Here is a 14,353-nt window from a genome sequence, read left to right as displayed (position 1 = left end):
CCCGCCGACACCCCCGACGATCCCGACCGCCGCCGCGTCCTCACCGGGCTCGCGGCGGTCGGCCTCGGCCTCGCGCTGACGGGCTGCAAGGCCGACCCGCTCGCGGCGAGCGACGGCGCACCGCGCAGCGCCGCCGATTTGCGCCTCGACGCCGCGCTGCACGATCAGGTCAAACACATCGTGGTGATCTATGCGGAGAATCGCAGCTTCGCGAATCTGTACGGCAACTTCCCTGGCGTCCAGCATCCGCTCGACGCGGTGAGCGCCGAGCGCTATCTGCAACTCGACCGCGACGGCAAAACGCCGTTGCCTCACTTGCCCGCGATCTGGGGCGGGCTCGTGCCGCAAGCGCAGGAAGTGGACGGCCGGCGCTTCATGATCGGCCAGAACGATCTGGACCATCTCCACAACCGCCCTTTCCGCATCGCCGATGCGCACGGCGCGCCGCTGCCGACCGGTGTGATCACGCGCGATCTGGTGCATCGCTTCTATCAGAACCAGATGCAGATCAACGCCGGCCGCAACAACCAGTTCGCCGCGTGGGGCGATTCCGGCGGACTCGTCATGGGGCATTACCGCAATTCCGCCGACTCGCTGCGTCTGTGGAATCTCGCGCAGCAATACACGCTGTGCGACAACTTCTTCATGGCGGCTTTCGGCGGCTCGTGGCTGAACCACATCTTTCTGATCTCGGCGCAGGCGCCGTTCTATCCCGACATCCACAGCAGCCCGGCGAAGAAACTGGTGTCGGTGGTGGAAGGCGACGATCCGACCGGCACGCGCCTGAAGATGGCGGCGGACTCGCCCGCGTCCGCGCTCGACGGTCCGCCGAAATTCGTCAACGACGGCGCCTTCACCGCCGACGGCTACGCGGTCAACACGATGGCGCCGCCGTATCAGCCGAGCAATGTGCGCGCGCCCGAGGGCGGCGATCCAGCGTTCTCGGACCTCACGAATCCGCGCGTGCTGCAACCGCAAAATTACGCGACGATCGGCGACCGGTTGACGGACAAAGGCGTCGATTGGGCGTGGTACAGCGGCGCGTGGCAATACGCTTTGCAGCACCAGGATACCGGCGCGGTGCCCGACTTCCAGTATCACCACCAGCCGTTCAACTACTTCGCCAATTACGCGCCGGGCACGGCGGCGCGGCGTCGGCATCTGCGCGACGGTGGTCTCGGTGACGACGCGTCGACGAACCGGCTGATCGCGGATATCGATGCGGGGCGCTTGCCCACCGTCACGTTCTACAAGCCGCAGGGCGACCTGAATATGCACGCGGGCTATGCCGATGTCGAATCGGGCGACCGTCACATCGCGACGCTGATCGAGCATATCCAGCGCGGCCCGCAATGGGCGAATACGGTCGTGATCGTCACCGTCGATGAAAACGGCGGCTGGTGGGACCCGGTGGCGCCGCCGCAGGGCGACCGCTGGGGTCCGGGGTCACGGATTCCCGCGCTGGTGATTTCGCCGCTGGCAAGGAAGGGGTACGTCGACCACACGGTGTACGACACCAACTCGATTCTTCGCTTCATCAGCCGTGTGCATGGGTTGGTGCCGCTCGACGGCGTGCGTGCCCGCGACCGGGCGTTCGCGAGCAACGGGCTTGCACCGCTAGGGGATTTGACGGCGTCGCTGGATCTGGCTTAAAGGTGTGGGGCTCGCGCAGCCGGATTGTCCGGCCGCGATGACGCACGCACTTTACTGCGTCGTCGCCGCGTGCAGCTTCACGATCACCGCGTCCGCAATCTCCTGTGCGGTTTTCCTGATCGTCTTTTTCTCGTCTCCGCTCGCCATCACGAATTTGGCCGCGATCACATACGGATTCAATTTGATCGCCGCGCCCGGCATGCTCTTGCTACCGGCTTCTTCGACCGCCTGATACAGCGGCGGTAGGTCAGCCGCGCCCAAGCTGTCGCACGACACCGCGACCTGGATATCGCTCTGGCCCGCGCCGAAGCCGACCATCGCGCGTTGCAAGCGATTGCCGTCGTCGACGCTCAGAAACACGCCGCGCACTTGCCAACCGGCAGCCGGCGACGGTTGTCCCGGCGCGATACGGCGCGCATCGACACCACCCTTTTTCAGATCTTCCGTCAACGCGTCCGCCATCTCGTTCACGATTTGCGCGGCGTGGTCCTGCGGATTCTTGTCCTGGCCCTGCGGTCCGGGTCCGGCCGGCAGCAAACCGCGTAGCCGGCGCACGCGTTGTCCCGGTCCGCTATCTGGTGCGATGTTCGCCACGTCCAGATCGAAGTTCGACACATAGACGACCGGCGCGGGCGCGGCGACCGGCACACTGTCCGCTGCCGTCACACTGAGCGGGGTCGCCACGCTCAGGCATGCCGCCACCATCGCAAATTGCACAAACTGACGCAGCATGGCGCGCCTCCGCGAACGTCATCGTGACGTCGGCTATCGTACCGCCGCACGCGGCGGGCGTCCGTTTTTTCGTATCCGCTCCTCATACCTTTTGCCTTGCATAACGCGCATCACCGCATAGACTGATAGAGCATCACTTCGCACTTTGTACGGAACCTGCCATGCGACTGACCATCCTGATCAACGGTTCCGATCCCACCGTCAGCCACGATTACGCTGTGCTATGGCTCGACACCGACGAACACCGGTGGTCGAGAGAAGCGCATCAAGGGATCGATCTGCCCCCCTGGGGTGAGTTGCACGACGAAGACGGCGTCACCACGCTCTGTGCGCCCCGCACGGATGCACCGTTGTGTACGCTACGAGGCTTGCACGTGGACCGCAAGCAACGCGTGAGCGCGGCGCAAGGCGCCGCCGCCTGGACCGGCTTGCCGACGCGCGCGCCGACCAGCGGTTTCTGGCGCCTGCAAGCCGTGGACCGTCAAACGGTTCGCGCCGAAAACAGCGTGTTCGGTAATTAAGTTTTAGCGTCTTTTTCAAGAGCTGCTTATATCGGTCGAAAGTGCCGTTCACGGGTCGCGTTAGCTCGTGCGCGCGGGCGTCCGTACGCCATATCACCCACTTCGCTTTCGCGTTGCGTGCAGTTAAGCCGGCCTTAAGCACGCGTGCGTAGAGTCGAAAGTCCACGCATTTAGGGTCGCTGCAAAGCGGCCCGTTTTTTTCCCGCGCCGTCTCTCTTCTTTCTCTCCGTTTGCCCTGCATGCCCGGTCGCCCGACGAAGGCTCGCAACGCTATACTTGCGCCCCCAATCCCTCGACTGACTGACACATGAAGAAGTGGTTCGCCTGTCTGTTATTCACCGTTGCCGCTCACGCGAGCGCGGCACCGTCCTGTTCCCAGTTCACACCGAATGTGCAATGGCCCGTTCTGACCAATCAGAAGATGGCGCCGAAAACGCGCATGCTCTGCTATAGCGATTTCGCAGTTCTGCATTCGGGCATCACACACGGCCCGCTCTGGTCTGCCGAGCATCTGACGCGCGACCATATCGAAGCCGCGAAAGACATGGTGCGCACCAACAAGTTCTTCGAAGATGCGCGTTTGCCCGATGGCGAAGGCGCAACGCTCGCGGACTACAAGCGCAGCGGTTTCGATCGTGGTCATATGAGTCCGGCAGGCAATCGCTGGAATCAGCAGGCGATGGCACAATCGTTCTCGCTCGCCAACATCGTGCCGCAGAATCGGGAGAACAACCAACGGCTATGGGCGCGCATCGAAACGTCGGTGCGCAAGATCGCGGTGTCGTACGGCGATACCTACGTGGTCACCGGCCCGATCTTCAACGGCCAGCAGTTGCAGACCATCGGTGCAACGCGCGTGTTCGTGCCGACGCAGTTGTTCAAGGTCGTCTACGTGCCTTCGCGACAGCTGGCGTTCGCGGTGGTGGTGGACAATGTCTCGACCAATCGTTACGACATCCGGACGATTCACGAACTCGAAGCAGCATCGGGCATCCGTTTTCCGGGCATTCCGGAAAACCTCAAGGACCAGCGACCGGGAGGACTCAAAGGTGTTTAAACCCTATTCGAACGATGACGACGTACTCAACATACAGGGCGACGCGCTCACGTTGAGCAATGGCACCACGCGCGTCGTGCTGAACGGCACGCTGGAACTGACGCAGGATCAGCGCGGACTGAAGGCAGCGCTTGCATTGAAGGAAGCGGTGGATGCAATCGTCGCCAGCTTGCAGGCGCAAACGAATCTGCCGGCGAAGGTGAAGGACGAGCCGGATGCGAAGCCGGGTGTCGTTCAGAATCCGTTTCAATGATGCTTCGGGTTTGGCGCTAGCGAAACGTGCGTGGAAGGCGGGCGCTGACCGCGCGCCGCCTTCGTTCTCTCGCCTTGCTTCATGACCGTCTGCGCGCTTCGTTTCAAAGCGAACGCCACCAGCTTCTCCCCCGCATACCACTACACACCACCGTTGATTCAGTACCCCGATATGTTTCGGCGGTTACGTTTTGTCACCAGAGCGGCGTCAACGTCTGTCGTTCGGCCAGCGTTAAACCGGCAGCGCTGAAATCATTCAGACGCCACACAAGAATCCACCGGTTCAACCAGGAGTCACGTCATGAAGACGCTTTTCGCCGCTCTCGCTTCCGCTCTGCTCGTGTCGACCGCGTTCGCTCAAACGGCCGCGCCGTCCAGCACGCAACCCGCGCAAATGCAGCCCGCCGGTCAAGCGAATCTGAAGGCGAGCACCGCCGTGCAAGCCGGCGCAACTGACGAAGGCGCCGCTACGATGAAAGCGCCCGCCAGGGCTACAACGAAGGCATCGGTGAAAAAGACTTCCGCCACGCACACGTCCAAAGCACATAAAACCGTCAAGAAAACCGCGGCCAAGACCAGCGACGCAAAAGCTAATACGGGGAGCGCGAAAGAGGCCAGCAATGCCCCGGCAAAAGCCGACGGCGCACAAGCCGACACGACAAAGACGCAATAACACGTGATCGGCTCAGGCACGCACCGGCCATGCATGTGTAACTAATCGAAGCCGAACTGTGCTGTTCAGGGAGGGCGAGTCGCATGACTCGCCTTTTTTTTCCGCGCGATTACGTGGCGGGGTGTGCCGTTCGCCCCCATGATTTTTTCAGCGAATGCGCCAATTTTTGCACCGCGTTTACTTGCGAAAGTCTAATCTCGAACTGTCTTGATCAACCATGGCGTCAACGAACGCCACATCACATGGCTCTTACGCAATCCATCGACTGCTTCGCCACGCCGTCGCTCGACAAGCTCCCGGTTCAACACAGCAACATTATCCCTTTTCCTTCGGCACGCGCCCTCTTGCAGGTGACGCTGCCGCGTCCGCCGCACGATCCGGTGGGCACCCAACTTCGCGCGCTGCTTCACTCGCCGCTCGGCGTCTATGTCATCAGTACGGAAGCCATGCGCGACGAAGTGCGCGTGCAACTCGACATCGCGTGCGAAGACTTCGACTTCACGTTGCATACGCTGATCGCGACCGTCCCCGCCGCGTTGATCGGCCCGATGAAGCGCCGCGGCAACGCCGCAAAGGCGCGCTAATCATGCTCTCCGGAATCTGTTGCCCATCGTAACGCCGCTGCGCAATGGAGTCGATATCGACGCACTGCGGCGCCTCGCGGACTACTACGCACTGCGTCCAAGCCGCATACCAAGCGATGGTTTCAAATTGGATTGCACGCGATTATGCTGGCTTCGAAGGAGGAGCGGCATCCATGAGAACGCTGACGCAACAACTGACGCAATACGCGGCCTACCATCGCGACCGGCGCAATATCGCCACGCACTTCATCGGCATTCCGCTGATCGTGCTGGCGCTGGCCGTGTTGCTGAGCCGCCCTGCTTTCGGCGCCGGCCTGCTGCCGGTGACGTTATCGGCTGCGCGACTGCTGTTCACTGCGGCAACCGTCTACTACCTCATGCTCGATGTGCCGCTCGGCGTGCTGATGGCCTGCGTGTCGGCGCTTTGCGTCGCGTTCGGCGAGTGGCTCGCCGCGCAAGCCACGCTTGTGTGGCTCGCTACGGGCATTGGGCTTTTCGTGATCGGCTGGGTGTTCCAGTTCATCGGCCATGTCGCGTATGAACATCGCAAGCCGGCCTTCATCGACGATGTGATCGGCCTGCTGATCGGACCGCTGTTCGTTCTTGCGGAAGCGATGTTCGGCCTCGGCTGGCGGCCCGATCTGCGCGAAGCGATCGACGCGCAAGTCGGTCCGACGCGCATCAATGCGAAGCGGGCTGCAGCGCCTCGCTGAACGGCGGAAACGCCGTCCGCGTCGGATGTCGATGTCCGGCGCCGCTCAATTCGGCGCGAGCCGGACGAGACGAACACCATGCAATGCCGTCAACGCCACGGCGATCCAGATCGGAATATAAGTTGCCAGTTGCGCGGCGCTAAGTGTTTCACCGAGCAGCGTGATCGACACCAGCACCAGCAACACCGGTTCCACGTACCCGAGGATGCCGAACAACGCGACCGGCAATAAACGGCTCGCCTTCAGATACGAAGCCAGCGCAATCGTGCTCAACGCGCCGAGGCCCGGCAACAGCAGGCACCACATGTCGACGCGGCCGGCGATCGTCGCCAGCGAACCGCCGCTGACGATGCACACGATCGCCACCGGCAGCAGCAGCGCCATTTCGACGGTGAACATCGCCAGCGAATCCTCGTTGATTTTGCGGCGCAGCGCGAAGTACGGCGGATAACCGAGCGCGACCAGCAACGTCGGCCACGAAAACGCGCCCGTCGCCCACAGTTCGTGGCCGACGCCCACTGCCGCGCACAGTACGGCGAGCCATTGCAACGCGTCGAGGCGCTCGTGATAGTAGAAGCGCCCCACCAGCACCATGGTGAGCGGCAGCAGGAAATAGCCGAGCGACACTTCGAGCATCCGCCCATGCAGCGGCGCCCATAGAAACAACCACAGTTGCACGCCGAGCAAAGCCGCGCTCACGATCATCGCGGCGCAGAGCTTCGGCTCGGTCACCATCCGGTAAAGAAGTCGTCGGAGAATGGGCAGGCGTTTGCGCAACGCGACCAGCAGCAGCGCACCCGGCACCGTCCATACGACGCGCCACGCAAAGATGTCGAGGCCGTTCAGCGGCGCAAGCAGCGTTGCGTAAGCGGACAGCAAGGCGAACATCGCGGACGCGCCGACCGACAACGCAATGCCGCGCTTTGGGTCATACTGGTTCATCGCACGGCTCATGGCGTCAACGCTGCGGCAAACGCGTCGGCATATGAGGCGGATTCAGGCGAAGCGGTTTGCAGCGCAGCATCCGCTTGCGCGGTGTTCGTTGTTGTCATTGGCAATGAGGTCTCGCACGCGAGCAGTGCACATCGGCAAGCCCTGCGTTGTTGTTGTCGAAAGACGGCGCAAGCCGGCATTCTAGACGGGTTATTCCTGCCACGGGGTCGCGCTTTTCCGGCAACCGTGCGCAATTAGTTCGTGCGCATCGGGCGTCGATGCACTAGAACATAAGCTTCACGCGCGGCAGACGAAGCCGCGCTGTCTCATCGACCGCGCTATACATAGTCGCTACATGGTCGCGCGAGCGACTCAAGCGCGAATCTTGCTACGAAGCCTTGCACGCTGTTCGCAACAGCACACGCAGCATCAACGAGCCGGAACGGCAAAGGCGGTCTGCAACGACTCGCTCGCCCTTCTCTCTCACGGCATGCAGGCCTCGCGTCGTTTCACCGCACATGCCGCCGCCCGGCCAGCAATCCCGCTCATCGAATATGACTACTGGAGCCAGCATGACCCAGCCAGCCCTATCGCACGACGCCTCGCCCGACCTACGCTCCGCCTTCGCCGCCGAGGTGCGCGCGGGACTTACCCACGCGCCGCAGAAAGAGCTGCCGTCGAAATATCTGTACGACGAAGTGGGCTCCGCGCTCTTTGAAGTGATCACCGTATTGCCCGAATATGGCGTGACGCGCGCCGAGGAACGGCTGCTCGCAGAGCACGCCGTGGACATCGTCGAGCATCTGCCGCATGACGTGACCGTCGCCGAACTCGGCAGCGGCAGCGGCCGGAAAACGCGGCGCATTCTTGAAGCACTGTGTAAAAAGCGCCCCACTTCTTACTGCCCGATTGAAATTTCGCGCAGTGCGCTGCAGCTTTGCAGACGTGAACTCGGCGACATCGAGCGGATTTCGATCGTCGGCTATGAGCGTGACTATCTGGCCGGTCTCGCCGAAGTGAGCAAGCAGCGCGCGCCGGACGAGCGGTTACTCGTTCTGTTTCTCGGCAGTACCATCGGCAATTTCGGCAGACTCGCGGCCACGCGCTTTCTGCGTGAAATCCGCAACATGCTCGCGCCCGGCGACGCGTTGCTGCTCGGCACGGATTTGATCAAGCCGACGCCGGTGCTGGTGGCCGCCTACGACGATTCGATCGGCGTGACCGCGTCGTTCAATCTGAATCTGCTCGCGCGTATCAACCGCGAACTCGATGGCGACTTACCGCTCGACGCGTTCGAGCACGTCGCGCGCTTCAATCCCGACGCGCGCAGCATCGAGATGCATCTGCGGGCGAAGCGTGATATCACGGCGCGCATCGGCGCGGCGCAGTTGACGGTATCGCTCAAACAAGGCGAAACGATCTGGACCGAGAGCAGCCACAAGTATCGCGCGGAGGAAATGCCCGCGATTGCCGACGGTGCAGGCTTCGTGTGCAGCCATCAGTGGATCGAGGACGAATGGGGCTTTGCGGAGAGTCTGCTGGTGGCGCAATAGACGCTGACGCATCTCGACACACACGAAAAAAGGCGGCGCGCCGTGCCGATGGCGCGCCGCCTTTTTTCGCTGCTCCGCTCAGTGCTGCTCGAAACGCTCGTAGCGTTTTTCCGTCGGGCGCTCTTCGCCGCTCACTTCCGTCACGCGCGCCGCGGGCGGCCCGTGACGCAGCCACGACAGCATCCGGTCGACCTGATTGGCCGGACCCTGCAGCATCGCTTCGACGGAACCGTCGTCGAGGTTCGCGACCCATCCCTTGATGCCGAGCGCGTGCGCCTGCCGCACTGTCGCGTGGCGAAAGCCGACGCCCTGCACCAAGCCGCGTACGTGCACGTGATACGTTTCGATCCGCTGATCCAGATCCGGGGCCATGCCGTCTTCTCCTCACAATCTTTCAAGCCGGCATTCTAGTCGCGTCGCGGCGAGGCTGCTCGACCTCGTGCAGGTTGGACGGCCTGTTCGCTGCCGTTCGAGGCTGGCGGCGCGCCACACCGCGTGCGCGCCACGTACAATCCGTCGACTGTCATGCAGGAAATGGAAACAGAATGACCGAACATAATCGCGATCTAGTGCTCGTGACCGGCGCTTCCGGCTTCGTCGGCTCGTCGGTGGCGCGCATCGCGCAACAGAAGGGCTTCAAGGTGCGCGTGCTGGTGCGCGCCACCAGCTCGCGCCGGAACGTCGAGGCGCTGGATGCGGAAATCGTCGTCGGCGACATGCGTGACGAAGCGTCGATGCGCAACGCACTGCGCGGCGTGCGCTATCTACTGCACGTGGCGGCCGACTACCGGCTGTGGGCACCCGACCCGAGCGAGATCGAGCGCTCGAATCTCGAGGGCACCGAGGCGACCATGCGCGCGGCGCTGAAGGAAGGCGTCGAACGCATCGTCTACACGAGCAGCGTGGCGACGCTCAAGGTGACGAGTTCGGGCCAGTCCGCCGACGAAACCTCGCCGCTCAAAGCCGACCAGGCGATCGGCGTGTACAAGCGCAGCAAGGTGCTGGCCGAGCGCGCGGTGGAGCGGATGATCGCCGAGGACAGGCTGCCGGCGGTGATCGTCAATCCGTCCACGCCGATCGGCCCGCGCGACGTCAAGCCGACACCGACCGGGCGCATCATCGTCGAGGCGGCCCTCGGCAAGATTCCCGCGTTCGTCGATACCGGCCTGAACCTCGTGCATGTGGACGACGTCGCGGCCGGCCACTTTCTCGCGCTCGAACGCGGCAAGATCGGCGAGCGCTATATTCTCGGCGGCGAAAATCTGCCGCTTCAGCAGATGCTCGCGGACATCGCCGCACTGACCGGCCGCAAGGCACCGACACTCAGCTTGCCGCGCTGGCCGCTCTATCCACTCGCGATGGGCGCGGAAGCGGTCGCCAAGATCACCAAACGCGAACCGTTTGTCACCGTCGACGGCCTGAAGATGTCGAAAAACAAGATGTACTTCACCTCGGCGAAAGCGGAACGCGAACTCGGCTATCGTGCGCGGCCCTATCGCGAAGGTTTGAGCGACGCGCTCGAATGGTTTCGCGAGGCCGGCTACCTGAAGCCCTGACGCGCCGCGTCAAGCTCGGCCCTCGCGCCGCACCGGACGATCCGGTGCGGCCGTAAGCATTTTGTTACAAGTCCCGTGTCCGCGACAGGTCAAAGCCTCCGGCGCAGCAGGTAAAATCGCGGGTCTTACCAGAGAAACCTCGCATGAACCTTCACGAACAGCTCGGCGCGCTGGAAATGGGCGTCGACCAGCTCATTCAGGCTGTCGTGGCCCAGCAGCCCGAAAACATCCCCGAGACACCCGCACAGAGCGCAGCGCCGCACGCACCTGCCGAGGACGTCGCGCCCGAATTCACGGCGCAGACGGTTGCGTCCGAGACGGCCGCGCCCGCACTCGTCGAGGACAATGCGCCGGTCTCCGGCGAGCCCGTGCCCGAACCGGCCGGCGAGCCGCCGGCGGAACAGTCGGCCGTGCAACTCCAGCCCACGCTGGAAATCGATCGCCCGTCGCAGGACGAGATCACGATGAAGATCGGCAACCAGATGGTTGCGCTGCGCCCGGATCAGATCGGCCGACTGATCGAGGAATTGTCGAACGCGCGCGCGTCGATGACGCTCGAGCAGCCGCCGGGCATCCCGCCGGGCTGGCAATTCGTCTCGACGAAGAACCCGGTCATGGCCGTGCAGAAGCAGTCGAACGGCGACCGCCTGCTGGTGATGCGCCACACCGGCCACGGCTGGGTGCCGTTCCAGTTTTCGCCTGACGTGGTGATTCAGCTCTACATGCTGCTGACGCAGTGAAATAAAAAGCGGCGCCGTAGTGCCGCTTTTTTTCACCCAATCGATTCAACCGTGCCGCGTCAACGCTCCTGCACCGGCGCCTGAACGCGCGCCTTCCACTGACCGCCCTTGCCGCGCCAGTAACGCACCGCCGACGCACACGTCGCGCCGACATAAAACAGCGCCACCAGCGGCAGAAACGGCGCCCACAACGGCGAGCGGCGATAGTAGCGGAGCATCGGCGCATACGCGCAGCACATCGCCGCCCACGCGAGCCACGCAGGCCAGCCCAACGGACCGAGCACCAGCGCGGCGACGGGCGGCATCAGATAGATGATCGTCATACCGGCCAGCGTGCCTGCCAGCAGCAGCGGCGAGTAATGCAACTGCGTGAAGGCGGTACGCGCGATCATGTTCCAGATCTCGCGCCAGCTATCGTACGGACGCAGCGACACGCTACGCGCCGCGACATCCAGCCGGATCGGATGACGTCCCGTGCCGCGGTGTTTGATGCGCGCGGCCAGGCTGCAATCGTCGATCAGTTCGGCGCGGATCGACTCGATGCCGCCGGCCTCTTCTAGCGCGCTGCGTCGCACCAGCATGCAGCCGCCCGCCGCCGCCGCGGTGCGATTGCGCGGGTTGTTGACCCACGCGAACGGGTACAGCTTGGCGAAGAAGAACACGAAGGCCGGGATCAGCGCCTTCTCCCAGAACGAATCGCAGCGCAGACGCACCATCAGCGAGACCAGATCGCGCTTTTCCACGTCCGCGCGGGCGACGAGCTGCTTGACCGCGTCCGTGGGATGGCCGATGTCGGCGTCGGTGAGCAGCAGGAAATCGGCAGGCAGGCCGAGCGTGCGCACGGCTTCGATGCCCTGCGACTGTGCCCATACCTTGCCGGACCAGCCCGGCGGCAGCGGCTTTGCGCTCAACACGGTCAGCCGGTCCGGGCACTGCAGCTGCAGCGCGGCCGCGCGGGCGGCGTCGGCGGTACCGTCGGTGCTGTGGTCGTCGACGACGATCACGTGGAACGCGCCGGCATAGTCTTGCTGCAGCAGCGTCGTGACCGCCTCGGCGATCACGTCGACCTCATTGCGGGCCGGCACCACGGCGGCTACCGCGGGCCACGTCGCGCGCGGCGCGACGGTCAGCGGCGCGGCGGGACGCGCGCGCCAGAAGCCGCCGCGCCCGAGCAGCAGTACGCCCCAGATCAGCAGGGAAACACACGAAAGAACAAACAGAACCGCCGCCATTAAGCTTTACCCTCGATTGATTGCGCCGGTACGCCAACGCGCCGCGACAGCCGCATCACCACCGCGCGCAGCGCGACCACGCACCAGTCAAATGTGTTGAGCACCGGACGCTCGCGAAACACGTCGTAGCCCGCCTTCTCGATTCGCTCGAGAAAGCGCAGCCCGCCATGCACGGCGACGCACAACTCGATGCCGAGCCGCCCCGGAATTCGCAGCGCGAGCGGCGCGCTGCGCACCAGCATGTCCCGCACGAATGACACTTCGTGCGTCATCAGCGCCCGCCAGGCGTCGTCGACGATGCCGTTGGCGATCTGCGCCTCGGTCACGCCAAAGCGCCGCAGATCCGCGAGCGGCAGATACAAGCGGTCTCTTTTCCAGTCGGCCGCGACGTCCAGCCAGAAGCTGATCAGTTGCGACGCCGTGCAGATTGCGTCGGCGTCGGCGAGATTGTCCGGCGTGGCCGCGTCCACCAGATGCAGCATCAGGTGCCCGAGCGGGTTCGCCGAGCGGCGGCAATAGTCGAGCAGCGCGGCGCGGTCGCCGTAGCGGCGAGTGCCGATGTCCTGCGCGCAGGCGTCGAGCAACTCGTAGAACGGCGCGAGCGGCAATTCGTACTGAGCCACCACGCCGGCGAGTTTGCCGAACAGCAGCGGATGAACCGGCGCCGCACGCCGCTGCGCCACCGCGTCCAGGCCGGCCCGGAGATCGGCGAGACGGGCATGCCGCTCGACGGCGCTCCAGTCGCCCTCGTCGGCAATATCGGCCGCGGTACGGACAACCTGATAGATAATATCGACTGGCGCACGCAGCGCCTTTGGCAGCAGCACGCTCGGGATCGGAAAATTTTCGTACTGGTCGACGTCCATCCAGCGAGCCTCGAAACCATTCTGTAATGCGGCTCGCTGATGCGCTCCGCAGGGACCTTGTAGTTTAAGGGTTCCGTCCAACCGATGCAGCGTGCAATCATTACCGCATGCACGATTCCCGCAGCCTTCGCAAGGCAGGCCGCGGCTGCAGCAGGCGCGCCACTCAAGGGCGCGCCAAAAGCAAAGCTGGCCTGATAGCGTTAGAATGCGCGTTTGGTTTTGCTGTACCGGCCCGTCGCCGGGGCTCAAGACGTCAACTAATTAGATGGTCGCGGCGATAAAGTCAGAGTTACCGACTTCTTCGGGACCCGCGTCAGTCGGAGTTCGCCAACCTATGCGAGTCATCCTTGCCCAGCCCCGCGGCTTTTGTGCGGGTGTTGTTCGCGCAATCGAAATCGTCGATCGCGCGTTACAGCAACACGGCGCGCCCGTGTATGTCCGTCACGAGATCGTCCACAATCGCCACGTGGTCGACAATCTGCGCGAGAAAGGCGCGCGCTTCGTCGAGGAGCTCGACGAAGTGCCACAAGGCGCCGTGGCGATTTTCAGCGCGCATGGCGTTGCCCAAACCGTCGAACGGGATGCAGAAGCGCGCGGTCTCGACGTGCTCGACGCAACCTGCCCGCTCGTCACCAAAGTACATGTGCAAGGCCGTCAATATGTCGGCGCCGGGCGCACGCTGATCCTGATCGGCCACGCGGGGCATCCCGAAGTAGAAGGCACGATCGGTCAGATCCCCGGCAAGGTGCTGCTGGTGCAGAGCGAGGCCGAGGTCGCGCATCTGGACCTGCCGCTCGACGCGCCGCTCGCGTATGTCACGCAGACTACGCTCTCAGTGGACGACACGCGCGGCATCATCGACGCGCTGCTGCGCCGGTTCACCAATATCGTCGGCCCCGATACGCGCGACATCTGCTACGCGACGCAAAACCGCCAGGCGGCAGTGCGCGAGTTGAGCAAGCAGGTCGACGTGCTGTTGGTGGTAGGCGCGACCAACAGTTCCAACTCGAACCGGCTGCGCGAGATCGGCAGCGAAAGCGGCGTGGCGAGCTACCTCGTCGCCGACGGTTCGGAAGTGAAGCCGGAATGGTTTGCCAACGTGCAGACCGTCGGCATCACGGCCGGTGCATCGGCGCCGGAAGAGATGGTCAAAAACGTCATCGATGCGCTGAGCGCATTGGGCCCCGTCGATGTCACGACGATGGCGGGCCGTGAAGAAAAGGTCGAGTTCAAGTTGCCATCAAAGCTGATGCAACCCGTGGCCGCACGCGAAGTTTAAGGAGGACAT

16 protein-coding genes are annotated in these 14,353 nt (G+C 63.7%); 11 read left to right on the top strand and 5 right to left on the bottom strand.

All coding sequences use genetic code 11. The features are described from left to right. Positions 1–1,653 (top strand): acid phosphatase (locus CIC12_RS06440; protein WP_168663242.1); only part of this gene is annotated, 1,653 nt, incomplete at its 5' end. A gap of 51 nt (positions 1,654–1,704) precedes the next feature. Here the strand turns inward: CIC12_RS06440 and CIC12_RS06435 are convergent. Then, positions 1,705–2,385, bottom strand: coding sequence for a DUF4410 domain-containing protein (locus tag CIC12_RS06435; protein WP_168663240.1), 681 nt, complete (start codon positions 2,383–2,385; stop codon positions 1,705–1,707). Positions 2,386–2,546: 161 nt separating this feature from the next. On the opposite strand from CIC12_RS06435, the gene CIC12_RS06430 reads away from it, so the two are divergent. From CIC12_RS06430 to CIC12_RS06405, 6 genes are all read left to right on the top strand, one after another. Then, positions 2,547–2,906: a DUF3564 domain-containing protein gene (locus tag CIC12_RS06430; protein ID WP_168663238.1), complete on the top strand. Its 360-nt coding sequence runs from the start codon at positions 2,547–2,549 to the stop codon at positions 2,904–2,906. Between the two features lie 307 nt (positions 2,907–3,213). Then, positions 3,214–3,963 (top strand): DNA/RNA non-specific endonuclease, encoded by a 750-nt coding sequence (locus CIC12_RS06425; RefSeq protein WP_168663236.1) that lies wholly within the window; start codon positions 3,214–3,216, stop codon positions 3,961–3,963. Continuing rightward, positions 3,956–4,216 (top strand): hypothetical protein, encoded by a 261-nt coding sequence (locus CIC12_RS06420; RefSeq protein ID WP_042326559.1) that lies wholly within the window; start codon positions 3,956–3,958, stop codon positions 4,214–4,216. The genes CIC12_RS06425 and CIC12_RS06420 overlap by 8 nt, the downstream gene beginning before the upstream one ends. Positions 4,217–4,516: 300 nt before the next feature. Further along, positions 4,517–4,888, top strand: coding sequence for a hypothetical protein (locus tag CIC12_RS06415; RefSeq protein ID WP_168663234.1), 372 nt, complete (start codon positions 4,517–4,519; stop codon positions 4,886–4,888). Between the two features lie 83 nt (positions 4,889–4,971). Beyond that, a complete protein-coding gene (locus tag CIC12_RS06410) occupies positions 4,972–5,472 on the top strand; it encodes a hypothetical protein (protein ID WP_238812403.1) in 501 nt (166 codons plus the stop codon). A 173-nt stretch (positions 5,473–5,645) separates the two neighbouring features. Continuing rightward, positions 5,646–6,185 (top strand): Mpo1 family 2-hydroxy fatty acid dioxygenase, encoded by a 540-nt coding sequence (locus tag CIC12_RS06405; RefSeq protein ID WP_168663230.1) that lies wholly within the window; start codon positions 5,646–5,648, stop codon positions 6,183–6,185. 45 nt (positions 6,186–6,230) lie between these two features. On the opposite strand, the gene rarD is transcribed toward CIC12_RS06405, so the two are convergent. Continuing rightward, positions 6,231–7,127, bottom strand: coding sequence for an EamA family transporter RarD (gene rarD, locus CIC12_RS06400; protein WP_168663228.1), 897 nt, complete (start codon positions 7,125–7,127; stop codon positions 6,231–6,233). Between the two features lie 563 nt (positions 7,128–7,690). On the opposite strand from rarD, the gene egtD reads away from it, so the two are divergent. Next, positions 7,691–8,671: an L-histidine N(alpha)-methyltransferase gene (gene egtD / locus CIC12_RS06395; RefSeq protein ID WP_168663226.1), complete on the top strand. Its 981-nt coding sequence runs from the start codon at positions 7,691–7,693 to the stop codon at positions 8,669–8,671. A gap of 78 nt (positions 8,672–8,749) precedes the next feature. On the opposite strand, the gene CIC12_RS06390 is transcribed toward egtD, so the two are convergent. After that, complete coding sequence (locus CIC12_RS06390; protein WP_168663224.1) at positions 8,750–9,043, bottom strand: acylphosphatase; 294 nt, start codon at positions 9,041–9,043, stop codon at positions 8,750–8,752. Between the two features lie 173 nt (positions 9,044–9,216). On the opposite strand from CIC12_RS06390, the gene hpnA reads away from it, so the two are divergent. Both hpnA and CIC12_RS06380 read left to right on the top strand, forming a co-directional pair. Beyond that, positions 9,217–10,227: a hopanoid-associated sugar epimerase gene (gene hpnA / locus CIC12_RS06385; RefSeq protein WP_168663222.1), complete on the top strand. Its 1,011-nt coding sequence runs from the start codon at positions 9,217–9,219 to the stop codon at positions 10,225–10,227. Between the two features lie 143 nt (positions 10,228–10,370). Continuing rightward, positions 10,371–10,967, top strand: a complete 597-nt coding sequence (locus CIC12_RS06380) for a hypothetical protein (RefSeq protein ID WP_168663221.1) — start codon at positions 10,371–10,373, stop codon at positions 10,965–10,967. Between the two features lie 59 nt (positions 10,968–11,026). Here CIC12_RS06380 and CIC12_RS06375 read toward each other — a convergent pair whose 3' ends face one another. Together CIC12_RS06375 and hpnC are read right to left on the bottom strand one after the other, a co-directional pair. Further along, positions 11,027–12,199: a glycosyltransferase gene (locus CIC12_RS06375; RefSeq protein ID WP_168663219.1), complete on the bottom strand. Its 1,173-nt coding sequence runs from the start codon at positions 12,197–12,199 to the stop codon at positions 11,027–11,029. Next, on the bottom strand, positions 12,199–13,065 hold the full coding sequence (gene hpnC, locus CIC12_RS06370) for a squalene synthase HpnC (protein WP_168663217.1): 867 nt from the start codon (positions 13,063–13,065) through the stop codon (positions 12,199–12,201). Before hpnC ends, CIC12_RS06375 begins: the two co-directional genes overlap by 1 nt. A gap of 334 nt (positions 13,066–13,399) precedes the next feature. Here hpnC and ispH point away from each other — a divergent pair, with 334 nt between their 5' ends. Continuing rightward, the gene (ispH, locus tag CIC12_RS06365) at positions 13,400–14,344 is read left to right on the top strand and encodes a 4-hydroxy-3-methylbut-2-enyl diphosphate reductase (protein WP_168663215.1); all 945 of its coding nucleotides are present in this window, start codon (positions 13,400–13,402) and stop codon (positions 14,342–14,344) included. Positions 14,345–14,353 lie beyond the last annotated feature (9 nt).

This window comes from Paraburkholderia sp. SG-MS1 (assembly GCF_012275575.1).
Taxonomy (GTDB): Bacteria; Pseudomonadota; Gammaproteobacteria; order Burkholderiales; family Burkholderiaceae; genus Paraburkholderia.
The sequence above is the reverse complement of the archived record's forward strand: the minus strand, read 5'-3'. Positions and strand labels throughout refer to the sequence as shown.